The sequence below is a fragment of the Olsenella sp. AGMB03486 genome (genome assembly GCF_040884255.1).
Lineage (GTDB): Bacteria > Actinomycetota > Coriobacteriia > Coriobacteriales > Atopobiaceae > Olsenella_L > Olsenella_L kribbiana.
Map to the genome: position 1 here is coordinate 59,996 of NZ_JBEVTM010000007.1, position 24,336 is coordinate 84,331.

23 protein-coding genes are annotated in these 24,336 nt (G+C 58.9%); 8 read left to right on the forward strand and 15 right to left on the reverse strand.

Annotation, left to right across the window (positions count from 1 at the left end; genetic code table 11):
* Nucleotides 1-125 precede the first annotated feature (125 nt).
* On the forward strand, nt 126-1,067 hold the full coding sequence (locus ABVS03_RS05090) for a patatin-like phospholipase family protein (protein ID WP_368018282.1): 942 nt from the start codon (nt 126-128) through the stop codon (nt 1,065-1,067).
* Nucleotides 1,068-1,154: 87 nt separating this feature from the next.
* Here the strand turns inward: ABVS03_RS05090 and ABVS03_RS05095 are convergent, their stop codons facing one another.
* The gene (locus ABVS03_RS05095) at nt 1,155-2,642 is read right to left on the reverse strand and encodes a radical SAM protein (protein WP_368018283.1); all 1,488 of its coding nucleotides are present in this window, start codon (nt 2,640-2,642) and stop codon (nt 1,155-1,157) included.
* Between the two features lie 224 nt (nt 2,643-2,866).
* Here ABVS03_RS05095 and ABVS03_RS05100 point away from each other — a divergent pair, with 224 nt between their 5' ends.
* Nucleotides 2,867-3,850: a D-isomer specific 2-hydroxyacid dehydrogenase family protein gene (locus ABVS03_RS05100; RefSeq protein WP_368018284.1), complete on the forward strand. Its 984-nt coding sequence runs from the start codon at nt 2,867-2,869 to the stop codon at nt 3,848-3,850.
* A gap of 83 nt (nt 3,851-3,933) precedes the next feature.
* Here the strand turns inward: ABVS03_RS05100 and ABVS03_RS05105 are convergent, their stop codons facing one another.
* The 11 genes from ABVS03_RS05105 to ABVS03_RS05155 form a co-directional block, all read right to left on the reverse strand.
* The gene (locus tag ABVS03_RS05105; protein WP_368018285.1) at nt 3,934-4,755 is read right to left on the reverse strand and encodes a PHP domain-containing protein; all 822 of its coding nucleotides are present in this window, start codon (nt 4,753-4,755) and stop codon (nt 3,934-3,936) included.
* 17 nt (nt 4,756-4,772) lie between these two features.
* Nucleotides 4,773-5,723, reverse strand: a complete 951-nt coding sequence (locus tag ABVS03_RS05110) for a DUF4236 domain-containing protein (RefSeq protein WP_368018286.1) — start codon at nt 5,721-5,723, stop codon at nt 4,773-4,775.
* 134 nt (nt 5,724-5,857) lie between these two features.
* Complete coding sequence (locus ABVS03_RS05115; protein WP_330971023.1) at nt 5,858-6,202, reverse strand: hydrogenase maturation nickel metallochaperone HypA; 345 nt, start codon at nt 6,200-6,202, stop codon at nt 5,858-5,860.
* Nucleotides 6,203-6,265: 63 nt separating this feature from the next.
* On the reverse strand, nt 6,266-9,166 hold the full coding sequence (locus ABVS03_RS05120; RefSeq protein ID WP_368018287.1) for an FAD-dependent oxidoreductase: 2,901 nt from the start codon (nt 9,164-9,166) through the stop codon (nt 6,266-6,268).
* Between the two features lie 3 nt (nt 9,167-9,169).
* On the reverse strand, nt 9,170-9,841 hold the full coding sequence (gene hypB, locus ABVS03_RS05125; protein WP_368018288.1) for a hydrogenase nickel incorporation protein HypB: 672 nt from the start codon (nt 9,839-9,841) through the stop codon (nt 9,170-9,172).
* 16 nt (nt 9,842-9,857) lie between these two features.
* Nucleotides 9,858-11,237, reverse strand: coding sequence for an FAD-dependent oxidoreductase (locus ABVS03_RS05130; RefSeq protein ID WP_368018289.1), 1,380 nt, complete (start codon nt 11,235-11,237; stop codon nt 9,858-9,860).
* A 194-nt stretch (nt 11,238-11,431) separates the two neighbouring features.
* Complete coding sequence (locus tag ABVS03_RS05135; protein ID WP_368018290.1) at nt 11,432-11,986, reverse strand: cysteine hydrolase family protein; 555 nt, start codon at nt 11,984-11,986, stop codon at nt 11,432-11,434.
* Nucleotides 11,987-11,988: 2 nt separating this feature from the next.
* On the reverse strand, nt 11,989-12,447 hold the full coding sequence (locus tag ABVS03_RS05140) for a PaaI family thioesterase (protein WP_368018291.1): 459 nt from the start codon (nt 12,445-12,447) through the stop codon (nt 11,989-11,991).
* A gap of 95 nt (nt 12,448-12,542) precedes the next feature.
* Complete coding sequence (locus tag ABVS03_RS05145) at nt 12,543-13,289, reverse strand: M48 family metallopeptidase (protein WP_368018292.1); 747 nt, start codon at nt 13,287-13,289, stop codon at nt 12,543-12,545.
* Between the two features lies 1 nt (nt 13,290).
* On the reverse strand, nt 13,291-13,515 hold the full coding sequence (locus tag ABVS03_RS05150; RefSeq protein WP_330971016.1) for a hypothetical protein: 225 nt from the start codon (nt 13,513-13,515) through the stop codon (nt 13,291-13,293).
* A 55-nt stretch (nt 13,516-13,570) separates the two neighbouring features.
* Nucleotides 13,571-14,569, reverse strand: coding sequence for a LacI family DNA-binding transcriptional regulator (locus ABVS03_RS05155; RefSeq protein ID WP_368018326.1), 999 nt, complete (start codon nt 14,567-14,569; stop codon nt 13,571-13,573).
* A gap of 145 nt (nt 14,570-14,714) precedes the next feature.
* Here ABVS03_RS05155 and ABVS03_RS05160 point away from each other — a divergent pair, with 145 nt between their 5' ends.
* From ABVS03_RS05160 to ABVS03_RS05170, 3 genes are read left to right on the forward strand one after another with little or no spacing between them, the layout of a single operon-like run.
* Nucleotides 14,715-15,794 (forward strand): aldose epimerase family protein, encoded by a 1,080-nt coding sequence (locus ABVS03_RS05160; protein ID WP_368018293.1) that lies wholly within the window; start codon nt 14,715-14,717, stop codon nt 15,792-15,794.
* Between the two features lie 40 nt (nt 15,795-15,834).
* Entirely contained in the window at nt 15,835-17,043 is a 1,209-nt protein-coding gene (locus tag ABVS03_RS05165) for a galactokinase (RefSeq protein ID WP_368018294.1), read from the forward strand.
* On the forward strand, nt 17,034-18,614 hold the full coding sequence (locus tag ABVS03_RS05170; RefSeq protein ID WP_368018295.1) for a UDP-glucose--hexose-1-phosphate uridylyltransferase: 1,581 nt from the start codon (nt 17,034-17,036) through the stop codon (nt 18,612-18,614). Before ABVS03_RS05165 ends, ABVS03_RS05170 begins: the two co-directional genes overlap by 10 nt.
* 165 nt (nt 18,615-18,779) lie before the next feature.
* Here the strand turns inward: ABVS03_RS05170 and ABVS03_RS05175 are convergent, their stop codons facing one another.
* Nucleotides 18,780-19,259, reverse strand: coding sequence for a pyridoxamine 5'-phosphate oxidase family protein (locus ABVS03_RS05175; RefSeq protein ID WP_368018296.1), 480 nt, complete (start codon nt 19,257-19,259; stop codon nt 18,780-18,782).
* 410 nt (nt 19,260-19,669) lie between these two features.
* On the reverse strand, nt 19,670-19,894 hold the full coding sequence (locus ABVS03_RS05180; RefSeq protein ID WP_368018297.1) for a hypothetical protein: 225 nt from the start codon (nt 19,892-19,894) through the stop codon (nt 19,670-19,672).
* A gap of 585 nt (nt 19,895-20,479) precedes the next feature.
* Between ABVS03_RS05180 and ABVS03_RS05185 the strand changes: the two genes are divergently transcribed.
* The 3 genes from ABVS03_RS05185 (at nt 20,480) to ABVS03_RS05195 (ending at nt 23,205) form a co-directional block, all read left to right on the forward strand.
* Nucleotides 20,480-21,388, forward strand: a complete 909-nt coding sequence (locus tag ABVS03_RS05185) for an ABC transporter substrate-binding protein (protein ID WP_368018327.1) — start codon at nt 20,480-20,482, stop codon at nt 21,386-21,388.
* Nucleotides 21,389-21,493: 105 nt separating this feature from the next.
* On the forward strand, nt 21,494-22,411 hold the full coding sequence (locus ABVS03_RS05190; RefSeq protein ID WP_368018298.1) for an ABC transporter permease: 918 nt from the start codon (nt 21,494-21,496) through the stop codon (nt 22,409-22,411).
* A complete protein-coding gene (locus ABVS03_RS05195) occupies nt 22,411-23,205 on the forward strand; it encodes an ABC transporter ATP-binding protein (RefSeq protein ID WP_330971006.1) in 795 nt (264 codons plus the stop codon). Before ABVS03_RS05190 ends, ABVS03_RS05195 begins: the two co-directional genes overlap by 1 nt.
* A gap of 124 nt (nt 23,206-23,329) precedes the next feature.
* On the opposite strand, the gene mazG is transcribed toward ABVS03_RS05195, so the two are convergent.
* Nucleotides 23,330-24,277, reverse strand: coding sequence for a nucleoside triphosphate pyrophosphohydrolase (mazG, locus tag ABVS03_RS05200; RefSeq protein ID WP_368018299.1), 948 nt, complete (start codon nt 24,275-24,277; stop codon nt 23,330-23,332).
* Nucleotides 24,278-24,336: the final 59 nt, after the last annotated feature.

Below are 24,336 nucleotides of genomic sequence, written 5' to 3' on the forward strand. Positions count from 1 at the left end.
ATCCATACTACCCAATGAACGTCGAGAAACGCAATTCAGGACACCAGGCGCCACAATTATCGTCGATGCTCCAGAAAATCGGGCATACTAAGCTTGCTTTCACAGACTCTGACAAAGGGGGTCCTATGGCCAGAATCCAGGGTGTAGGTGTCGCTTTCTGCGGTGGCGGCTTCCGCTCGTTTGCAGAAGTTGCCGCTATCGAGGATATGGAGCGCAACAATATCGAGATCGGCGCAGTTGCTGGCACATCGATGGGTGCCCTTGTCGCTGCCCTTGCCGGTGCACACATCGACTCCCGGCGTATGGAAGAGCTCCTTGTCATGATGGACCAGAAGATCGTCGATGAGGGCGTCCTCAAGATGAACCCCATCAAGCTCTTCAATGCTGTCGGCACGCATGGCATCATCGACTCTGCCATCATGGAGCGCTTTGCAAGAAACATTCTCGATGAGGCGGGCATCTATACCTTTGCAGACTTCAAGAAGCCCGTTGCCCTCTGTGCTGTGGATGTGGTCACGGGTGAGCTCTGCGTCTTCACGAACGACCCTGAACTCTTCCACGACGAGAATGGCAACTGGCGCATCCTCTCCGACGAGAAGCTCGAGGTCGCAAAGTGCGTGACATGCTCCGCTTCCTATCCGCTTGTCGTCACGCCTACCGCCTATCTTGGCCGTACCTTCATGGATGGCGGGTGCCGCATGAACCTGCCGACGCCGCTCTTCGACCGCTCCATGGTGGACGCTGTCGTCGGTGTCGGCATGATCCGCCATGCCCGCCCGATTCCTGACATGACGCCACTCTCGATTGCAAAGAAGACGATGAACTGCGGAGCCAACCAGCTTGACCGCATCTACTCGCAGGCAGCAGACATCTATATCAATCTGCCGGTCTCAGGAGACGACGCGTTCCAGGCAGGAACAGGCGAGCAGGTCATAGCGGAAGCGCGCCAGATGATCGAGGAGCACCCCATAGACTGGTCCGCTGCCCGTCCATCTGCGCTCACCGCCGTGCGACGTGCTGCCGTGGATGCATTCCTGCGCATGGTCAGACAGCACGCAGTAGAATAGGCCATCCCATCAGCAATCATGGCAGAAAGAAAGAGCCTCGGTCACCCGGGGCTCTTTCCTGTCTCTGCTGCGTGTTGGCTGCGAAGGCTACTTCGTGAACTCGGTGCCGGCTGCAATCGCGGAATCGAGCTCGGCATCCTTCTCGGCGAGGCGCTTTGCCTTCTGGTCCACAGGCATCATCGAGATGTTGTCCTCGTAGACCTTCTTTCCGGTGGGGTGCTCTTCACGCCACAGGCGATCGGCCACAGGAGCCCATGCCTTTGCGTAAGGAGCGGTCCTCTTGCAGAGGTGGTCGACATCTTCCGGCGTCACATACTCGGTCGACTTTGCGCCTGACTCGTGCACGATCTGCGGAAGGATCTCGGGGTTCTCGAGCATCGGGCACGGACGGAGCATATTGTCGTTCCAGGGCCAGTGAGCACGGTAGGCCTGGAAGACCGGCTGCTGGAGGCACTCGAGGAGCGACTTGTCGTGGATGTTCGCATTCGAGTAGTGGATGAAGACGCAGGGCTCGACATCGCCGCGAGCGGTGATGTGGCAGAAGACGCGGCCGCCCGCAATGCAGCCACCGACGAACTCGCCGTCATTCTGGAAGTCCATTGCCATGATCGGCTTGCCGCCCTCGTAGTCACGCACCTCGCGGATGCGATGCAGCATGTACTCGCGCTGCTCGAGCGTCGGCATGAGGTCGGCATTGGCGCCCTCGCCCACCGGCATGTAGTGGAAGTACCATGCCCAGAGCGCGCCCTTCTCGATGATGAGGTCGTAGTACTCATCGGAAGTGACAGACTCGACGTTGTTTCTTGTGTAGGCCGTGGAGACGCCGAAGGCAAGGCCGTTCTCGCGCATGAGGTCCATGGCAGCCATGACCTTGTCGAAGCAGCCATCGCCACGGCGGCCGTCGTTGGCATCCTTGAAGCCCTCGAGGGAGAGCGAGAATACGATGTTGCCGAGGCGCTTGACGTCGTCGCAGACCTTCTGGGTCACGAGCGTGCCGTTCGTGAAGAGGCCGAAGATGCAGTCATTGTGCTTCTCTGCGAGCTTTGCGACATCCTTCCAGCGGACCATCGGCTCGCCGCCTGTCATCATGAAGAAGTGGCAGCCAAGCTCCTTTGCCTCGGAGACGATCTTGTCCATATCGTCGAAGGAAAGGTTCAGCGACTTCGAGTAGTCAGCAGCCCAGCAACCGACGCAATGCATGTTGCAGGCGCTTGTCGGGTCGAAGATGATGATCCAGGGCACATTGCACTGATACTTCTCGGCAGACTGCGTCGTCTCGCGCAGGCCGCGGAATGCTGCCTCATAGGCGCCATTGAGCGTTGCGGTCTTGAGGATGTTCGGATCGAGACGGTTGGCAAGCCCGATCAGGAAGTTTTCCCACTTGGAGCCTGGATAGAAAGCCTTCCTGAGCGAAATTGCCATATCCGGTGCGGTGTCGGAAAGAAGCTTCACGCCCATATCGAGGAACTTATCGACAGCCTCCTCGGGGTGGTCGCTCTTGACGCCCTTTATTGCCGCATCGAGGGCAAGGCTGAATGCCTTGCGCTCTGCAGCATGTGCCAACTTCGATTGCATGGTCACGCACATCCTTTCTTGCCTAGGGCAAGCCCTCTCAGATGACCTTTCTGCACGTTGCTATAATAATTGAATCGGAGTCAAAAATCCAAAACTCTTTGAAATCTTTGCGCCAAATTTATTTCGGATTGCACAAATCTTTCGGTAACCGAAAACATGCGTGTTTCCATGGAACATGACTTGAATGAAAGACAGGAATTGCTTATTGAAGAGGGAGCAATCACATGAAGCTCTTTGCCTATGCTCTGAGACCATACGATGAGCTTGGCTATATGGAAGACTTTGCGAAGGAGCAGGGATTCGAGTTTGCCTGGACGGCCGACTATCCAAGCCCTGACAACCTCGATCTCGCAAAGGGATCAGATGCTGTCTCTATCATCACGAATCCGATGACGCCCGAGATCCTTGACCAGTTCCATGAACTCGGCGTCAAGGCCATCGCGACCCGTTCCATCGGCTACGACCACATCGATGTCGCGTATGCACACAAGCTCGGCATGAAGATCGCCCATGCCGCCTACCCGCCTCAAGGCGTCGCGAACTACGCAATCATGCTCATGATGATGGCAGCAAGGAAGGTCAAGTTCATCGAGCGCGAGAACCTTGTCCAGGACTTCGGCCTCAAGGGCAAGATCGGCCTGGATATCTCGTCTGCCACGGTCGGCGTCATCGGCACGGGGCGCATCGGCGCTACGGTCGTGAAGCATCTCTCGTCCTTCGGCTGCAAGCTCTTGGCAAACGATCCCTATCCGAAGGATGAGGTGGCAAAGTTCGCAGACTATGTCTCGCTCGACGAGCTCTATGCCTCCTCTGACATCATCACCCTCCATGCACCGGGATCAGCCGACAACTACCATCTGATCGATGCTGCCGCCTTCGCGAAGATGAAGGAGGGCGTCGTGCTCGTGAATGCCGCGCGCGGCTCCCTGATCGATACAGATGCCCTTATCGCAGCACTCGAGAGCGGACACGTCGGTGCCTGCGCCCTCGATACGATCGAGAACGAGGCAGGGCTCTACTACCTCGACCGTTCGCGCGACATCCTCCCCCACCGCGATCGCGCCATCCTCGATGCCTTCCCGAATGCGATCGTGACGCCGCACATGGCGTTCTACACGAGGGAAGACGTGAAGAACATGATCACAAGCTCTACGGGAGCCCTTCTTGCCTTCAGCAGGGGCGAAGAGACGCCGTTCGAGGTGAAATAGCTTTCACCGAACTCTCCCATGCATGCATGAGACCCGGATATCGCTGCAGATATCCGGGCCTTGCCCTATGCCGCAGAGGACAATCAGAGCGTGTCAAGCGCAAGCTGCCTCGCTGATACCTTGCCTGTATCGTCGTGCATGAGGATGTTCACATGCGTGAAGCCAGCTGCAATGGCAGCTGCTACGGCCTGGTCAAAGGCACCGAGGAGCCGCTCTTTCTGGTGGGCATCGGAATTGATGAAGATCTCTCCTCCGAAGCCATGGAGCGCACGCAGGAGCTCAGGCCGCGGATAGAGCTCCTTCTTCCTGCCCCTGTTTACGGCGCCGCAGTTGATCTCGAAGGGGACACCTTCCGATACGAGGTATTCCATGGCTTCAAGGGCCGGGCCGAGATAGCGCTTCGAGGTCTCGTCCAGGAAGTGCATGTCGTCGTTGAAGCGGGTCACGAGGTCGAAATGCCCGATGAACGTGCACATCGTCCTGTCATAGACCTTCGCTTCGAGCTCGTAATAGGCTTTCGAGAGCGCATAGAAATCGCCACCGAAATGCTCGTAGGCAAGCTGCTGCATCATCTCGGGCGTATTGTCGACGCTCATGGGAAGAGGCGTCTCCACATCGAGGAAATGGGTGGAGCCAATGATGTATTCCGCACCAGGACAGCAGGCGGGGTCATAGAGATTGTCGAGCTCGACGCCCATGAGGATATCCATGCGGCTTTGGTAGTGCTCCTTGAGCGCAGAGATGGCCTTCACATAGTCGGGCCATGCCATATGGATATCGGGATCCATATGGCCTGAGAAGCCGAGATGCTTGATGCCGAGGCGGTCTGCTTCGGCGGCAACAGCCTCGGGCGTATCCGAACCGTCGCAGAGCGTCGTATGAGTGTGGTAGTTCGCAAGAAGCATGGCCAGCTTCCTCTCTGCTAGTGGCGTTCTTCCTCGTGGACGCTCTCGTACGGCACGACCTTCCTGAGGAGCCCTGTCTTCGTCTTTGCCATGCGGTTCCCGAAGGAAAGCAGGAACGCTTCGGGGTCGTCCATCTGATCGAAGCGTGCGCCGACGAAGCCTTCACGTGTGAAGCGCACCGAGAGGACGTAGGCATCTTCAAGATCGCCGTCCCTGTTCCTGCGCTGCGTATAGCCGGAAAGCGTGATGGCAGGAAGCGCTGGATTGGCAGCGAAGATGGCTGCAGCCAGATAGATGGCAAGACTCTCGATGCAGCGCACATAGTTTGCATGTGCCTCAGCCGCGGGGATTCGGTGCTCTGCGAGAGCGCCTTTAGCGGTCAAGCTCTCTTCCTCGTCGGGGATATCCTCGATTTCAGGGAGGTCCACGTCGAGCATGAGCGTATGTGATGCTGCATCGAATTCGTAGGAGGCAGAGAAGAGGTAGGGCACCTGCAGCTGCTTCAGGATCACGGCGCAGGATGCTTCGACGGCCTCTTCCGCAAGCGGCGCCGCAGAATCGAGTGCAGCGACCGAAGGCGCCTTCCTGTGCAGCTCGAGATAGGGTGAGAGGATCTCCTGAAGCGGTTGCGGCTCTTCCTGTACGGCTGGGGCCTCCTTCTCTCTGGAAGAAAGCTTCTTCTCTGTCCTGCCTTCGGCTTCGGGCTGCTCCATCTCCTTGCTCGCTGCCCCTTCTATCTTCTTCACGACGTCCTTGAAGTTCACGCCGACACCTTTGTCGGAGAGCTTCGTGCGTGACGAGAGACCTGTGCCAGGCAGTCCAGCGTTGAGATAGGTGCCCTTCTGTCCGGTGCTGACCGAGAGGCCCTTCATGCCAGGCACATGGGCCGAGAACGAGAGTCCCGATTTCGAGATATTGATGCGGAATGCCGGACCGAGCTCGATGCTCTTGCGGAAACGTATGGACATGGCCTTCCTCCTCAAATAGGAGACCTAGGAATTGCCTGCCTCTATCCTATCCGAGATGCGGGATTCTGCACGCATGGAAAAGGCCCTCCGGCTGCTTGAGACCGGAGGGCCACAGAATCATATGCAGATGCCTGTCAGACAGCCTGGATATCCCGGATCATCACATCGCGGCCGCTTACGAGGTAGGTATGGTAGCCGCCGCAGTAGGGACATGCCTTGCCATATTCTGTCGTGCGGTAGGTCTTCCTGCAGTCCTGGCAGTACGACTTTCCTTCGACGACGATGAGGTTGAGCTCGCACTCCTGCATATAGCGGGTCTTCTTGATGGCCCACTGGTAGCAGTCGCGGAAGTAGTCGGGAACGATCGTCGAGACCTCCCCCACCTCGAGGTCGAGCTTCATGACCTTGTGCACATGGTTCTCCTCGGCCGCCTTCTCGACCATATCGATCACATGGACGACGATGCCGAGCTCATGCATGGGCGGATTCCTTCCTGGAAGGTGCGCCTGGATTGCAGACGTCCAGGCGCACCGAGATTCTTGCTAGTGCTTTTCCTCTTCGACCGCATTGCCGGTGTTCGGATGGGCTGCCTGCCAATCCTTGCCGTGCGTGCGCTCGTACTCCTTGCGCTTCGCGCGCATGATCTTCGCTTCCTCGGAGCCCGAGTTTGCGACAATCTTGACCATGCGCTTCAGCTGGTAGGCAGCAAGGCCTCCGACCTTGTCCTCTGCCTTCCTCATCGTGCTCATCTCAGGATGGTCGCGATAGAGGTGGATGGCATCGAACTGGCAGCGCGTCGTGCATATGCCGCAGCCGATGCACTTGTTCGGATCGACGACCGAGGCGCCGCAGCCAAGGCAGCGAGAGCACTCGCGCTCGACCTGCTCAGGCGTGAGCGTGCCGGAGACATCGCGGAAGCGATCTTTGCCTTCCGGCTTTGCGACCGGCTCCTGGCGCTGGTAGGTGTCATAGGAGCCGAAGGAGAGGTCGTCCTTATCGAAGGGCTGGTAGTCGTGCCTGTCCCTGCCTATTGTCATCGATGCATTCTCATGCACGAAGCGGTGGAGCGACTCTGCAGCATGGTGTCCTTCGGCGATTGCGTCGATCACGAACTTCGGGCCCGTGTAGACGTCGCCGCCGACGAAGATCGAAGGCTCAGCCGTCTGGAACGTGAGCTCGTCAGCAACCGGATAGTTGCCGTGGTGGAACTCGACCTTCGTGCCATCAAGCAGCTTGCCCCAATCGATGGCCTGGCCGATAGCAAAGACGATCTTGTCGCACTCGATCGTGCGTGTCTCGGACTCATCGTAGAGCGGCGAGAAGCGGTGGGTCTCAGGATCGATCGTGCGCGTGCACTTCTTGAGGACGATGCCCGCGACATGCCCCGCTGCATCGACGAGGACCTCCTTCGGCCCCCAGCCGCACTCGACTAAGACATGATCGGCAAGCGTCTCCTGGATCTCATCCTCGGAGGCAGGCATCTCATCCCTGGCTTCGAGCGAGACCATATGGACCTCGTCGGCGCCACGGCGTGCAGCATTCCTCGCGCAGTCGACAGCGACATTGCCGCCGCCGATCACGACAACCTTGCCCGACATTGCCGGGTTGCCCTCAGCCATGGACTCCTGCAGATAATGGACAGCGATATCGGTGCCTTCTGCGGTATCGTTTGCGACACCCGGGCGACGTCCGCCCTGGCAGCCGATTGCGATATAGAAGGCCTGATAGCCCTGCTTCTTGAGGTCTTCAAGGGTGATGTCCTTGCCGATCTCGACGCCGCAGCGGATATCGACGCCCTGATCCTTGATGAGGTCGATCTCCTTCTGGATGACATCCTTCTCGAGCTTGTAGGTCGGGATGCCGTACTGCATCATGCCGCCAGGAAGCTCATGCTTCTCGAAGACGGTTGGCTTATAGCCGAGGAGGGCCAGGTAGTAGGCACAGCTCAGGCCTGCAGGGCCGGCACCGATGATTGCGATCTTCTCGTCGAAGTGTCCCTCGACGGAAGGCACGGCCTTTTTTGCAGCAAACTGCTTCGCCTGGGCCAGGTCGAAGTCGGCCACGAACTTCTTGACCTCGTCGATGGAGACCGGCGCATCGATCGTGCCCCTTGTGCAGGCATCCTCGCAGCGCTTGTTGCAGATCCTGCCGCAGACAGCCGGGAACGGGTTCTGCGTCTTGATGAGGCCGACTGCTTCCTGGTACTTGCCCTCGCGCGCCTTCCTGAGATAGGCCTGGACAGGCACGTGTGCAGGGCAGGCCGCCTTGCAGGGAGAGGAGCCCGTCGGCCACGTATTGTGCATGCGGGCCGTATCGCGGTAGTTCTCGTCCCAGGCATACTTGCCCCAGTGGATGGCATCAGGCAGGATGGACTTCGGATACTTCGGGAGCGTGCCATCCTTCTTGCAGATCTTCTGGCCGAGCTTCACGGCTCCTGCCGGGCAGGACTCGACACAGAGGCCGCAGGCAACGCAGTTCTCCGGCGTGACCTTTGCCGTATAGGCGGAGCGGGACAGGTTCGGCGTATTGAAGAGCATGCTCGTGCGCAGGGCATTGCAGATCTTCACATCGCAGTTGCAGATGTCGAAGATCTTCGTCTCGCCGTCGATGTTCGTGATCTGGTGGACGAAGCCGTTGTCCTCTGCCTTCTGGATGATCTCGAGCGCCTCATCGGACGTGATGTAGTGGGCACGGTGCGTCTCGACCGTGTAGTCAGCCATATCGCCGACCTGGATGCACCAGTCTTCGGGGTCGTCAGCGCAGCCCTCGCCGAGCTTCGTGCGCGAGTAGCGGCAGGAGCACATGCCGGCAGAGATGTGTCCCTCATACTTCTTGAGCCAGTAGGAGATGCGCTCCTTGTCGATGGCCTCGTTCTGGAAGTTCACAGCCTCCTCGACGGGGATGACATGCATGCCGATTCCGTCTCCTCCAGGAGGGACCATCTCGGTGATGCCAGCCAGAGGCACGAACGTCATGCGCTCGAAGAATGAAGCGACGGCAGGGTTCTTGTCGATGCGGTCCTTCGTCGAATTGAAGAGCTCGGCAGAGCCTGGCACGAAGTACGGAAGCCTCCAGCGCTTCGTGTGCGGTGCATCCTTGATGGGGCCGTTGTCGTCGTAGTGGTCGCCGTAGTCATACTCGAGGATGCCGATGACGGACATGTCGTCCAGGAGCTTCTGCAGATGGACCGGCTCCATGTCCGGTTCGAGCTTCATGAGGTCCTCGAACTCGTAGAACTTCCTGACCTTCATCTTGTTGCCGAGCTCGACCATCTCGTCGGTCAGGACCTCCTTGAGGCCCCAGTACTCGGCATCATTGGTGGAGACGCCGGTGATCTTGTGCTTCACGACGTCCGTGATCTTGCGGCCGAGCTTGGCCACGGCCGCATTGCGCTCCGCCTCGTTCTGGTAGATGGAGCGAGGGGATTCGAACTGTTCAGACATGCCTTAGGCCCTCCATGTTTCGTAGGCGCGCTCGATCCAGGCAGCAAGCTCATCTGTGCCGTCTCCTGTCTTGGCGGAGATCTGGATGAGGTCGCAGCTGTCGTTCCGGTCCCTCAGATACTTCTTGAACGTATCGAGGTCGAAGTCGAAGTACGGCAGGACGTCGCACTTGTTGAGGATCACGACGTCTGCCTTCTCGAACATGAGCGGGTACTTGAGCGGCTTGTCGTCTCCCTCAGGAACAGAAAGGATCACGGCGTTGATGGCTGCACCGGTATCGAACTCTGCCGGGCAGACGAGGTTGCCCACGTTCTCGAGGAAGACGATGTCAGAAGGCGTGTCCCCGAGAGAATCGATTCCCTGCTCAGTCATGCCGGCATCGAGGTGGCACATGCCACCCGTGTGGAGCTGCACGGCATGGGCACCTGTCTCTTCCTGGATCTCGTCGGCGTCGATGGCACCGTCGATGTCTGCTTCCATGACGGAAACGGAATGGTTCTGGGCGAGCTTCGGGATGAGAGCCTTGAGCGTCGAAGTCTTTCCGGCACCAGGCGAGCTCATCACATTGATGAGGAAGGTGCCCCTCTTCTTGAGGCTCTGGCGGAGCTTCTCTGCCTCAGCATCATTGTCGGCAAAGACGCTCTCCTTGAGCTCGATGATCTTGATTTCTTCCATGTGACCCAAGCCTTGTCTAATCGGTGAAGAAGCGGCGCACGAGGTCCTTGGAGTACTCGACCGTCTCCTCCATGTCGCCGAATGCCATGACCTCGCCAGCGAAGTAGGTATTCTTCTCGCCCTGGAGCGCCTCGACCTTGTCGTACCAGCCGTCAGCATAGTCCTTGCAGGACACATGCGGGAAGTAGTACCAGTCATCGATGCGCTCGGTCTTGACGACAGGAAGGCCCGACTTTGCCATGTCGGCAAGCGTCGTGTCGCGGGCCTCTTCGAACGGCACGTCCTTCATGCCCTCATGGTTCCTGAGCGTGAAGGTGACGAGCGGCTGCGGTCCGCAGTCCGGCCAGCGGTGATAGAAGACCATGAGATGTCCGCGGGTCTCAGGCGTCATGTTCGCGAAATAGTAGTAGGAGATGTCAGGCGACTTCTCGTCTTCTGTCCTCACTGCCATCGTGAAGTATTCCTTGTTCTGGATCTTGGAGAAGAGCTCGGTCTCTTCTGCGGTCGGGTCGCCGTAGCCGAGGAACATCTCGAGCGGCGTGCAGATGATGAGCTTGTCGAAGATTTCCTCCTGCTTGCCGTTCAGCGTGACCGTGACCTTGCCGCCCTCGCGCTTGATGCCGGTGACCTCGGTATTGAGGACTGCCGGATGCTCGAGATGGCTGTTCACGCCCTGCCAGATGGACTCGGTGCCGTTCTTCCAGGTCCAGAGCCTGCCGGTGGACAGGAACTGCTTCACCGTGAAGGCGTCGAGGTACTTGAGCACATAGGCTGCAGGAATCTCGTCGAAGTAGCCATAGCCGAAGGACGTGAAGGGGCCCTTCCAGACGAGCTCTGCATCCTCGCAGTGGTTGAGCTTCAGGAACTCCGAGAACGGCATCGAGAGGTCCTTGAGGTTCGGATTCTCTCCCTCGATGTGGGCAAGCTTGAGCTCGGGCGAAGGGCAGAGGCCCTCATAGCGGCCCTGGGCGACTCCACGGTGTCCATTCACGTCGTAGCCCTTGTACTTCGTGGCAAGGAGCTTCGAGAGCTTGCGCATCTTCATGACCTTCTTGAGAAGAGCAAGCTTCGACTGCTTGATCGGGGTGCCATCGGTATTCGTGAAGCGGCGTCCCATGGCCGGGCCATCGGCATGCGTGGCTCCGCCGAACTCCTCGCACTCATGCACGGCGAAGTAGGTATCGCAGCCCATGACAGCACCCATCTCGATGGTGCGCTGCTCCTTCTTGCCGTCCTTTGTCGTGACTTCCATCTTCGGCGAGAATGCCTTGCCGCCGACACGTCCCGACTTCTCATAGATCGTGTAGTTGTGGAATCCCTGCTTCTGCAGATACATTGCCATCGATGTTCCTGCGGGACCGCCACCTACGATGCAGATACGCTGGTTCTTGTCCATACAGACCCTCTCCCGTCTGTTGCTTTCCCAACACAGCAATTTCAGTATTGTACAAAAGAAGTACACAACTTGAACAAATTTCTTCAATATTTTCCTGAGGTATCTGAAAATTGGTACCTGATTGAGTCATGAAAGTGCAAAAAGGGAGCCTGCTGATGCAGGCTCCCCCCAGTTCGTGATTTCCTGTTCAGTACTTACGCAAGCTCTGCCATTGCTTCGTCTGCCGTGACAGGCTTCGTGCCGAAGCACTTCTGCATATGCTCGAGCGCCCCTTCCTGCGTCCCGACAAGGAAGGTCCTCGTTGCGTCGGTGACGACCTCCGTCGCATAGCCCAGGTTCCAGGCGTCGGCAAGCGTGTGGAGTACGCAGATGTTCGTGTCCTCGCCGACGGCAATGAGCTTGGTGACTCCGAGCTCCCTGAGCGTCAGATCGAGGTCGGTTCCGAAGAATCCCGAATAGCGCCTCTTGGGGATGATGAAGTCAAGTGCGCCAGAACCTGCCTCGAACTCTGGATTCGGACGTGCATCGCCCTTTATGCCATGGTCTCCCCAGAGCTCGAGCTCTCTGTCCACGCCCTTGATATGCTGGTCGCAGAGGAAGATGACGGGAAGCTCTGCTGCACGTGCAGCATCGACGACCGCAGCGGCCTTCTTTACGAGAGCCGCTTCTGCGGGGTCCTGCTTGTAGAGCGTGTCGTCTGCTCCGGAAACGAGGACATCGATCACGAGGACCGCGGTATCTTTCTTCATGGCTATCTCTCCTTAGTATCCGTTGTGCCCGATATGCGTGCGAGAACATCTTCGGGAATCTCTCCGACGGCAAAGCCGGTCGAGCTCATGCGTGCCACGTAGGTGCCAAGCTCATCTGTGATCCTGGCAGAATAGAAGGCAAGGTGGCGCCCGCCACGCTCCGCTCTGGCTTCTGCGATGAGGCGGGTGCCCTTCACGATCGTCAGGAAATCGATCGAGCAGCTCACTGCCACATGGGCCGTGCCCGTGGCATTCGAGGCGACGGCTATCGCGAAGTCGCCGAGCGTGAAGATGGCACCGCCCATTACTTCGTTCCTCTGGTTCCTGTGGCGCCTCTCGATTTCGAAGCTCACGCGGGCATATCCAGGACGTGCCTCTTCGATCCTGCAGCCGCAGGCATCGCTCGCGAAATGGTCCTCGGCAAAGAGCCTCTTGAGCTCCTCTGTGCCAAGCTCTGCCACGCTGCCTCCCTCCATCGGCGTTTATGCATCAAGAATGGCAGCATATAGCCGCTTATGGAAGAGGCGCAACGCACAGGAAACGGAAATGGCCTTTGTCAGATGGGGCGTGGCGCCTGCTTGAGGTATTGCCGTGCGTGCTGCCAGTCAGGATAGGCGCGGGTGAGCTCCCGATAGAATGCAGCGCTGTGGTTGGGAACAATCAGATGGCATGCTTCGTGGCAGGCCACAGCTTCGGCACAGAATATGGGATAAGCGGAGAGTGCCGAGGCGAGCCTGATCTGGCCTGTGCCGGTCGAGCAGGAGCCCCACCGCGTCTTCATGTCCCGTACATGCCAGCCAGAAGCTGCTGCTCCGACGCGTTCTTCGGCCTGCTCTGCCAGCTCGGGAAGCCGCGTCTCGAGTGCAAGCCTGCGCACCTTACGGATGGCATCATGCCGAATCTGGCACCCCTCATCGCTGTCTTCGAGCGCCGTGCGGCCGAGTCTGAGGGTCACGGTCTTCTTATCCAGATCGAATGAGACGGATTGTCTGCTTGCTTGGACTTCCTCGAGCATTACGGTGCAGGGCTCGCCCCAGAGCATCGTGTGGGAGCCGGAAAGGTAGCGCTCGGCGGATATGGCAGAGATCCTTCTCCTGGATGCCGCCATCTTCTGCTCTATCCATGCCTGGCGCTCATCCAGGAAGGACTGGGCAATAGCACGGGAGCAGCGAAGCGGGATCGACATGACACAGCGTCCCTCACGGGTTACACGCAGATTGAGATCCCTGACATGGCGCTTCGTGACCTCCACGGGGGTGTCACCTGCATAGAGGATGAAGGAGACGCCTTCCTGCGAAGGCATCCTAATGGGCACCCGCGTGTGCAAGGCCTGCGAGGAGCGCTGCACAGGCGATGACAGCGGCTATGAAGGGTACGCTCAGAAGAGCCAACACGATGCAGGCAAGTATGAGCCAGCCGAGTGCCTTGAAGGCGAAGGCAAAGGTCCACCAGACGAGCTTGAAGAAGAAGGCGATGATGCAGCCGACGAGCCAGAGCCCGAAGACCGTAGAGAACAATGCAATGAACACGGAAGGTTCCTTCCAATACGTTTGACGAATGAATTGTACCCGAGAGCGGCTTCGGCTATCTGATGTCCCGTACCGTGGAGCGCTCGATGAGAGTGCCGGGAATGCGGATGTCCTGGACCTCGTAGCCCGGCTCCCCTGCCTTGAGCGCTTCCTCGAAGGCGCGGGTGCCGCGCTGGAACATATCGAAGCGCACCGTCGTAAGGCGGTTTCTGGGTACGGTGCCGCCCAGGGAATCATCGACGCCCACGACGCTCACGTCTTCCGGCACCTGCCTTCCGGCATCCTCGAGCGCGGCAATGACGCCCAAGGCCATCTGGTCGTTTGCTGCATAGACGGCGGTCATTGACGCGTCTGTCGCAAGCGCGGCACCTGCCTCGTAGCCGCTGTCTGCGGCCCAGTCACCGGCAAGGGGCTCCACTGCTTCAATCCCCTGCTCTTCCAGCGCATCTCGCCAGCCCTTTTCGCGGAATGTGGAGTCGACCGAATATGAGGGGCCGGCAACGAAGCGGACCTCTCTGTGTCCATGGGAAAGGAGATGATTCATAACAAGGCGGGAGCAGCCATACTGGTCGGAATCGATTGTCGTGCAGCCAGGATGCGGATACATGGTCAGAAGCACGCAGCCCAAGCCCTGTGCCGGACGGAAGACATCGAAGTCCTCTGCCTTGATGCTCATGCTGACGATCATCGCATCGACAGGAAGGGCAAGCATGCGCCTCGTTGTCGCTTCGAGCGAGACAGGGCTGTCGTCACGCTCCTCTTCCATCGTTATGGCATACCCATGCTCACGTGCAGCAGTGGCGATACCGTCAAGCGTCGAGAGATTGCCGTACTGCGTGATGTTGTAGATCGTGAGGCCAACCGAATGGTAGCGGCCGCTCCTGAGCGAGCGCCCGGCAAAGTTGGGGCGGAACCCGAGCTCCTCCATCGCACGTGTCACAGCGAGGCGCGTCTTCTCGCTCACATTGGGCTGCCGGTTCACGACGCGGGAGACAGTCTGCTGGGATACGCCCGCGGCACGAGCGACATCCGCTGCCGATACCGGACGGTGCATCTGCTCTCTCTTCGTCACGCGAATCCCTCCTGCCGCTCCCCTGCCATTTGGTTCCATTGGCGAAAACAGTAGCACAGAGCCAAGAATCTCGCTGCAATTGAGCTATGCGTACGTTAACATTGTAGCAGAAGCAGGGAGGATGCATATGGTCGAGAGCTCGATGCTTGGCATGCTGCCAGATGGCAGCTGCGCCATGAAATATACGATTCTAGTAGGCAACGCTGCCCTGACCGTCACCGATTTCGGCGCAACGGTGCTGGGCCTTTCCGTTCCAGACAGGGGCGGGAACGTGGATGATATCGTGCTCGGCTTCTCCGGGCTTGAAGGCTACTTCGATGACCCAGCCTGCTACGGTGCGACGATCGGACCTGTCGCGAACAGGACCCGCGGCGCCGAGCTTACGATTGGCTCGCAGCCATATGCACTCGAGAGGAATGATGGGCCTGACAACGCAAACAACCTCCACTCGAGCCTGACGAAAGGCCTCCACAAGAGGCTCTGGGAACGCATCGAAGATGAGTCGGATGATTCTCTGACGCTTGCCTGCAATCTGGCAGACGGAGAGCTTGGCCTTCCAGGCAACCGCCGCTTCACCGCAACATTCTCTCTAGTAGAAGAGCAGGATGGCTATAGAGTCGACATACGCTACCGGTGCGAGAGCGACAAAGAGACGTTCGTGAACGTGACGAACCACACGTATTTCAATCTCGCGGGCCATGCCTCAGGTTCTGCCCTCGATACGGTTGTCGCAATCGATGCAGACAGCTTCCTGCCGATAGCAGGCGACCATGTGCCGGATGGACGCATCCTGCCCGTGGCAGGCACTCCTTTCGACTTCAGGACTCCCAAGGCATTGGGCCAAGATCTCGGTCAGGCATCGGTCCAGCTCGAGCGGGGGCATGGCATCGACCACTGCTTCTGCGAAAGGGGCTGGGAGCCTGATGGCAAGCTCCGGCATGCCCTTTCAGCTCATGATCCGAAGTCCGGACGTACGCTCGACATCTCTGTGACAGCTCCCGGCATCCAGCTCTATCCCGGAAACTGGCTCGATGATCCGGAGGGGAAAGACGGGACGAGCTACGTAGCAGGCGCTGGCTTTGCGGCCGAGGCTGAGTACTTCCCCGATTGCGCACATCACCCGTCGTGGCCTCAGCCCGTCTGCACGCCAGAGAGGCCTTACGAGATAGGCATTTCCTGGATGCTTGGCACGTATATGCAGCGATAGGCTGCCAAATGTTGGACAGACAAGACAAGGAGAGAACGAGATGGAATCCTCAAAGATGACGGAAGGACAGATGCGGGCGCACGAAGTCTTCGACGAAGCATTCGGCGAGCCAGACAAGGGAGCCAAGCTGCTTCAGGTGCATGCGCCAGGACGCTCCGAGATCGCCGGCAACCACACCGATCATGAGGGTGGCCATGTCATTGCGGGCGCCCTCGATGTCGCAATCGACGCCGTAGCCAGAAAGACAGAAGGCACGCTGATCCGCCTTGCAAGCGATGGCTACCCTCTCGTCACGGTCGATGCCTCCGACCTCTCGATCCGCGTAGACGAGAAGAATACGACGGCTGCGCTTGTGCGTGGCATGGCGGCATCCATGGCTGAGGATGGCAGGGTGCCCTCCGGCTTCGATATCGCCCTTACGAGCACGATTCCCGTGGGCGGCGGGCTTTCCTCCTCCGCTGCCATCGAAGCGGCGCTCGGCCGTGCCATGGAAGCGTTCTGGGACGGAAAGAGCTACGATGCGCTCGAGCTTGCCCGCATGTGCCAGAAAGTCGAGAACGTCTATTTCGGCAAGCCCTGTGGCCTCATGGACCAGGCTTCGGTCTGTCTCGGCGGCCTTGCCTTCATCGATTTCTTCGATAAGGAGAATCCCAAGGCAGAGAAGCTCGTCTATGACTTCGAGGATGCAGGATACGCCCTGATCTTGGCAAAGGTCGGAGCGAGCCATGAGGACCTGACCGACGCCTATGCCGCCATCCCCGAAGAGATGCAGGAAGTCGCCCGTACCTTCGGCAAGGTCCGTCTCGCCGATGTGGATGAGAAGAAGTTCCTTGATGCGGTACCGGAGCTCAGGAAGAAGCTCGGCGACAGGCCGGTGCTCCGCGCCCTCCACTACTGGAACGAGGACCGGCTCGTTCAGAAGAGGTGGCAGGCACTCCAGGAAGACAATATCGAAGAGTTCCTGGCACTCACGCGCGCGTCGGGCAAGAGCTCTGCAATGTATCTCCAGAATGTGACGACCGGCAATGCCGAGCAGCCGGCAATGGTTGCGCTTGCACTTGCCGAGCGCCTTCTAGAAGGCAAAGGCGCTTGCCGGATCCACGGCGGCGGCTTCGGCGGCACGATCCAGTGCTTCGTCCCGTTTGCAGAAGCAGGCCAGTTCCAGGAGAGGATGGACGCCTGGCTCGGCAAGGATGCCACGCGCCGCTATCACATTGCAGAAAGGGGTGCTTTTGCATCATGGGAGTAGCTGAAGACATTGCAGCAGAGATCGAAGCCATCTGCGACTATGCAGCCGTGCACGGCCTGCTAGCCTGGGAAGACCGCATCTGGGCCTACAACAGCGTGCTTTCTGCCATAGGACACACCGGCCCTGGACCTCAAGATGCATGGACACTGGCCGAGAATGCAGAAGATCCTGCTGTCTCCCCTGCTGCGTCATCTGACGTCCCTGACGAGCTCCTGGCAGAACTTGCCGAGCACGCGATTGCTGCCGGCAAGGAGGAGAATACTGCCTCGGGGCGCGACCGCATCGCAATGGAGATCATGGGGCTCCTCATGCCAAGGCCGTCCGAGATAGCAAAGAAGTTCGCCGATCTGAGGAGCACCAAGGGCGGCCAGGCCGCAACAGACTGGTTCTACAGCCTCTGCTGCGATGCCGGCTATGTGCGCAGGTCAGCCATTGCCAGAAACATCTGCTGGACATATGAGAGCGAATTCGGTCCTCTCGAGATCACGATCAATCTCTCGAAGCCGGAGAAGGACCCGCGCGAGATTGCCGCTGCCGGCAAGGCGCCTGCAGGCGAGAAATATCCTGCGTGCCAGCTCTGCATCGAGAACGAAGGATATGCGGGCCGTCCTGCGTCCGATGCCTTCGGCGCCCATCCAGCGCGCCAGAATCTCCGCATCATCCCGATCGAGCTCGGGCACGAGCGCTGGGGCTTCCAGTACTCCCCTTATGCCTACTTCAACGAGCACTGCATCGCTATGAGCGCGCACCACCGCCCGATGCATGTGGACAGGGCGTCGCTTTCCTGCCTGCTCGATTTCGTGGACCTCTTCCCCCACTACTTCATCGGCTCGAATGCCGACCTGCCTATCGTCGGAGGCTCCATCCTCTCGCATGACCATTACCAGGGCGGCAGGCATGAATTCGCAATGATGAAGGCAGAGACGGCAGAGACATTCGAGGTCCCAGGATATCCCGACATCAAGGGCGAAGTCCTCAAGTGGCCGCTCTCGGTCCTGAGGCTCACTTCTCAGAACCGGGGCCAGATCCTCGATGCAGCAGAGCACATCATCACATGCTGGAGAGCCTGGAGCGACCCCGATCTCGGCATCATCGCCCACGACGAGAATGGCGCCCACAATACGGTCACGCCTATCGTCAGGAAGCATGACGGCACCTATGAGGCCTACCTCGCTCTCAGGTGCAATATCACCTCGAAGGACCATCCGCTCGGCGTCTTCCATCCGCATGAGCAGTGGCACCACATCAAGCGCGAGAACATCGGCCTCATCGAGGTCATGGGTCTTGCCATCCTCCCTCCCCGCCTCGTGCCCGAGCTCAAGCGCACTGAGGAGCTCCTCCTCAAGGATGCCTCCCTCGAAGAGCTCAGACAGGACGAGCTCGCTTCCGCCCATGCCGTCTGGGCAAAAGGGCTTGCGCAGGCGCATCCGGAGCTTGCGGAAGACAACATCCAGGCCATCGTAAAAGATGCTGTCGGCGAAGTCTTCTCGCATGTGCTCGAGGATGCCGGCGTCTTCAAATGGGATGAAGCCGGGCGCGCGGGGCAGATGCGCTTCATAGCGTCGCTGTAGCAGCTGTGCAACTGCATGCAGGAACTGCCTGCATAGGGCACGCAGATCGAACACGTGCTCTGGCGGGGCATTCCTGCATGCGATGCCGCGTCATTGACGTAAAGATTTGCAGGACATGTCCTGCAGCGAAAGGATCATGGCTTGGGGGGTTCGTGCAGCCCTTCCCTACCGTTCCTGGACTTCCTTGCCGCTCATATGCTCGATATCGATCACGAACATCTGCACAGCGCGTCCCGAGTGCACGATCTCTTCTTCCACCAGAGCGGGATCGGGATAGTATTTCATTGCGAACTGTCTCACGTATCTGATGTTCTCTTCGGGGCTGTCTATCAGATGGCATCTCCCGAAGACGACCGTGCTCTGCATATATGGGGCCCATGGCTCGTCCTTGATCGTTTCGTTGCCAAAGACCGTGAAGCATACCTTGTCGCTCCTCTTCAGGGAATCGACCTTATGCCCTGCCCTTGCGCCATGAAAGATGATCTGATTGCGCTCTCCGTCATAAAGGAAGTTGATCGGAATGGCATAGGGATATCCGTCGTCACCATTCACAGCAAGAACTCCCCGTCTGGAACGAGCCAGCAGATCCTTTGCAGCATCGATGCCGATCTCGTTTCTCTTCTTCCTTATCTTTCGAAACTCCATAGCTCGCATTCCTTATCGCTTGCCCGTCCTGCTGCTTGGTTCAATGCATCCAGAAGACGCTTGGCGGGACCGCTTCTGTGTCTCCGTCCTTCCAGAACGGGTGTGGCGAAAGCCCCTGTTCAGAGTCATCAGTCGCGCCTTTGATTATATCTGCCGCCATCCTTCTTGCTAAGCACTCAGAGAAATGGTGCGGCTTGATCGAAGCTCCAGCAATTGACATGCTCGGCTGCTGCATGGCTGGTCTCGTATCTGAGCAGCTCATGAAAGCCACGCATACCCGGGTGCATGGGCGGGCGGTCTGGATCGGCTGTTCCGTTATGCTTCTTGTTGCATCCATTGCGGCAGCGGCTGCCAGGCGATCAGCGCAAGACCATTCATGCAGCCAAGCGCCACGCAGACCGCAAGCAGTATCAGCTTTCCGAGCGGAGCCTTGCGGGTGCGTGCTGTGCTGCCTCCACAGCAAGCGATAGCATCGTCACGGCAATCGTGAGCAGAATCCCTCCGATGACAGGACGTATGTAGTGCCTGATTGCATCGAAGGCAGGAATCGTTTCGAGCCGGTCATAGGCATAGGAGGCGACGAGGAAGGTGAGGCCGGAGATGCCGACACCGATGCCGAAGCCATCAAGCGCCATGAGCAGCGCAGCTGCACTCCCCCAGCTTCGCCGATGAGTTAACCGACGCCGACGAGCACCTTGCAGATGATGGAGCGCTTCGCCCATCTGCAGGGCACGAAAGGGTCGGCCTATTTTGCAGAGGAGCCGCTTGCCGGCCTTCCCTGCCACAGCCATGTCGCGCTCAGCGACAACGGATCTCTGGCGCGCCTCTTGTCGGAGCATGATGGCTACAACATCGCAATGGGGGTCTATCCATCTGACCGTGGCATCATTCCGGTGCCGCTCGAGACCGATGAGATCATGAATGTCGGCTATCTCGTGCGCCAGGATGCTGCGGCCGATGCGATACAGCTGACTGCTCAGTTCCTTATCCATGCGGTTAAATGCTCGTTATCAGTTGCAGCTCTTACTCCACCTGTGCCCTCTCATGAAACTAGCATCTGTTCATGTATCAATCTTGCGCCGCTCATGGAGCCGGCATGGCCTTCTGCTGAAGCCTGCCTGCGCTGCGGGCGGCACGCTCACAATGAGGAGGCTGTCAGCATGGCCAGAAATATCACACGTCGCAGCGCACTAGCAATGTTCGGAGGTGCTGCAGCATTTATGGCCACAGGCGGCCTTGCTGCATGCTCCGGCACAAGCGGCGAAAAGAAGTTCAAGATCGGTGTCCTGCAGCTCACCGAGCATGAAGCGCTCGACCAGGCAAACAAGGGATTCGTCCAGGCGCTCGACGATTCGGGCATCTCTTATACGATCGATCAGCAGAATGCGCAGAATGATCAGTCTGCCTGCCAGACCATCGCTCAGAAGCTCGTGAACGACGGCGACGACCTGATTCTTGCCATCGCCACCCCTGCTGCCCAGGCAGTGGCAGGTGCCACGACCGAGATTCCCATCGTCGGCACTGCCATCACCGACTTTGCCGCATCCGGCCTCGTCGCCTCGAACGATGCTCCTGGTGGCAACGTCACGGGCACCTCCGACCTCACGCCGGTCGATGACCAGTTCGACCTGCTTATCCAGCTCCTTCCTGATGCCAAGAAGGTCGGCGTCCTGTACTGCACCGCCGAGTCCAACTCCGATGTCCAGGTGCAGATGGCGGAGGAAGCTGCAGCCAAGCGCAGCCTCGAAGTCACGCGCTACTCGGTCTCCAGCTCGAACGAGATCCAGCAGGTCGTCGAGTCCATGGTCGGCAAGGTCGATGCCTGCTACGCTCCGACGGACAACACGATCGCTGCCGGAATGACAACGGTCGCTATGGTCGCCAATGAGAACAAGCTTCCTGTCATCTGCGGAGAGAAGGGCATGGTCGACAATGGCGGCCTTGCCACCTACGGCATTGACTACAACAAGCTTGGCTACAAGGCGGGTGAGATGGCTGTGAAGATCCTGAAGGGCGAGTCGAAACCTGCCGACATGCCGATCGAGACGCTCGATGCCAGCGAATGCACGCTCTCGACGAACGAAGAGACCGCGAAAGCGATAGGCGTCGACCTCTCTGTCATCCAGTAAGAGGACAGAGCTCTGGCAGGACCTTCCTGCCGTCCAGTATCGCTGCTCTATTCTGTGCCCGGCCCATTTTCGCCGGGCATGCTTTTGGAAAAGGAGGAAATCTTAATGCTTCTCGCTCTCTCCGGGGCCGTCTACCAGGGAATTCTCTGGGGCATCATGGTCCTGGGCGTCTTCATCACCTACAAGATGCTCGACATCGCAGATCTTACGGTCGATGGCAGCTTCGCTTTGGGCGGCTGCGTTGCCGCGACCGCATCGGTCACGCTTGGCCTCGATCCGCTTCTTGCCATTCTTCTTGGCACCCTTGCCGGTGTCATTGCAGGCGCTGTCACCGGCCTGCTACATACGGTCTTCGATATCCCCGCCATCCTTGCAGGAATCCTTACTCAGATTGCACTCTGGTCCATCAACCTGCGCATCATGGGCAAGTCCAATGTTCCGCTCCTGAATGTCGACACCGTCTTCACCCGTCTTGCTTCGCTTCTGGGTGTCTCCCAGAGCGTCGCATCCTTCATGATCGGCATCCTGGTCGCCGTGCTCTGCATCGTGCTTCTGTACTGGTTCTTCGGAACCGAGATTGGCTCTGCCCTCCGCGCCACGGGCCAGAATGAGCATATGTGCCGCGCTCTCGGCATCGATGTGCGTGTGACGAAGCTTCTTGCCCTCATGATCTCGAACGGCCTTGTCGGTCTTTCTGGCGCTCTTGTATGCCAGAGCCAGAAGTACGCTGACATCAACATGGGCACTGGTGCCATCGTTATCGGCCTTGCTGCCATCGTGATCGGCGAGGTGCTCGGCCGTCTCACCCCGGGCAAGCTCCAGGCCTTTGGCAGCCGCCTCACTTCCGCGGTCGTCGGCTCTGTCGTCTACTTCCTGATCCGTGCCATCGTCCTCCAGATGGGCATGGACGCAAACGACATGAAGCTCTTCTCTGCCATCATCGTCGCCCTTGCCCTTGTCATCCCCGTCATCCTGGAGCGCAGGCAGCAGCATCTCTCCTACTCGAAGGGAGGCGAGCGCTGATGCTCAAGCTCACGAATGTCACAAAGACCTTCAACAAGGGCACGGTGAACGAGAAGCCGGCTCTGCGCGGCGTGAACCTCGATCTTGCAGACGGCGATTTCGTCACGGTCATCGGCGGCAATGGAGCCGGCAAATCGACGCTCCTGAACATCGTCGCAGGCGTCTTCCCGCCTGATGGCGGCACGATCGAGCTCGACGGACAGGATGTCTCGCGCCTGCCCGAGTACAAGCGTGCAGCCGATCTGGGACGTGTTTTCCAGGACCCCATGCGCGGCACAGCAGCTGACATGCAGATCGACGAGAATCTTGCCCTTGCCGCACGCAGGGGCCAGCACCGCGGCCTTGCCTGGGGCATCGGCAAGTCCGAGCGCGAAAGCTATGTCGATCGCCTGAAGGAACTCGACCTCGGCCTTGAGACAAGGATGACGTCGAAGGTGGGACTGCTTTCTGGCGGCCAGCGCCAGGCGCTGACGCTTCTCATGGCAGTCCTCAAGAAGCCGAAGCTGCTCCTGCTCGACGAGCATACGGCAGCCCTCGACCCGAAGACGGCTGCCAAGGTCCTCTCGCTCACGCAGAAGCTTGTCGACGAGAACGGCCTTACGACCCTCATGGTGACACACAACATGCACGACGCCATCAGGCTCGGCAACCGTCTCATCATGATGCATGAAGGCCAGATCATCTATGATGTACGCGGCGAAGAGAAGGCAAAGCTCAAGGTCGCAGACCTTCTGAAGAAGTTCGAGGAGGTCTCGGGCGGCGAGCTTGCCAACGACCGCATGCTCCTGTCGTAATCGTTTCCCTTCACAGATTGCAACAGAGAGCCTCTCCCATTCCATCAGAGAACGGGAGAGGCTCTTTCATTCATGATGCAACGAGATTATCGCTCTCACTACGGGATGGAATCTCTGCACTGAATTACTGTCCCCGCTCTTCCTGCTTTGCCCGCCTCCAGAGCTGGTCGAGCTCCTCATCGGAGCATGCATCCAGAGGCTTTCCTGAAGCCTCGGCAGCACGCTCCATAGAAGCCCAGCGGCTGCGGAACTTGCGGTTCGCGAAGGCCAGTGCCGCTTCTGCGTCGATATGCTCCTTGCGTGCGACATTGACAAGCGAGAAGAGGACATCGCCAAACTCTTCGAAGGCGCGCTCTGAGCCAGAGGGCTCAGCTTCGAACTCCCCCACTTCCTCATTGACCTTGTCCCAGACATCATCTGTGGTCTTCCAGTCAAAGCCCATCTTGGCAGCACGCTTCGATATCTTCTGGGCCTGCATGAGGGCAGGAAGCGATATGGGCACAGAATCAAGAAGCCCAGGCTCCTCGCCGGTGGCCTCGCCCTTCGCTTCGCGCTCTTCACGCTTTACCTTGTCCCAGATGTCCGGCACCTCTTGAGTGCCTTCTGCTGAGACGCGGGACACGTCTCCCCCAGGCGTTCCGAATATATGCGGATGCCTGCGGATGAGTTTCCGATTCAGACCCCTGCAGACGTCGTGGATATCGAAGGAGCCTTCATCGGCCGCAATCTGCGCATGGAGCAGCACCTGCAGAAGCACATCGCCGAGCTCCTCGCGCATATGCGCATCATCGTGCGCCTGGAAGGTGTCCACTGCCTCATAGGCTTCCTCGATCATGTTCCTTGCTATGCTCTCATGCGTCTGCACCCGGTCCCAGGGGCAGCCATCAGCCTGTCTCAGGCGCCAGACCGTGCGCGCAAGCTCTTCGAACTCAGGCTGGCTTTCTGGAGATCCATCTCTGCTGCGGGTGTCTGCATCCACCTCGTCGCAGAGCCTGCCAAGCTTGTCTTCACCCTTTGTCGCTCTGCCAGCCTGGGCCGCAGCAGAGACATCAAGCTTTGCGTCTTCGCCCATGAGGCCATCCTCCCTCTCGTCTGTTCCGCACCATGATAAGTCCAGATGCACTCTTGAGT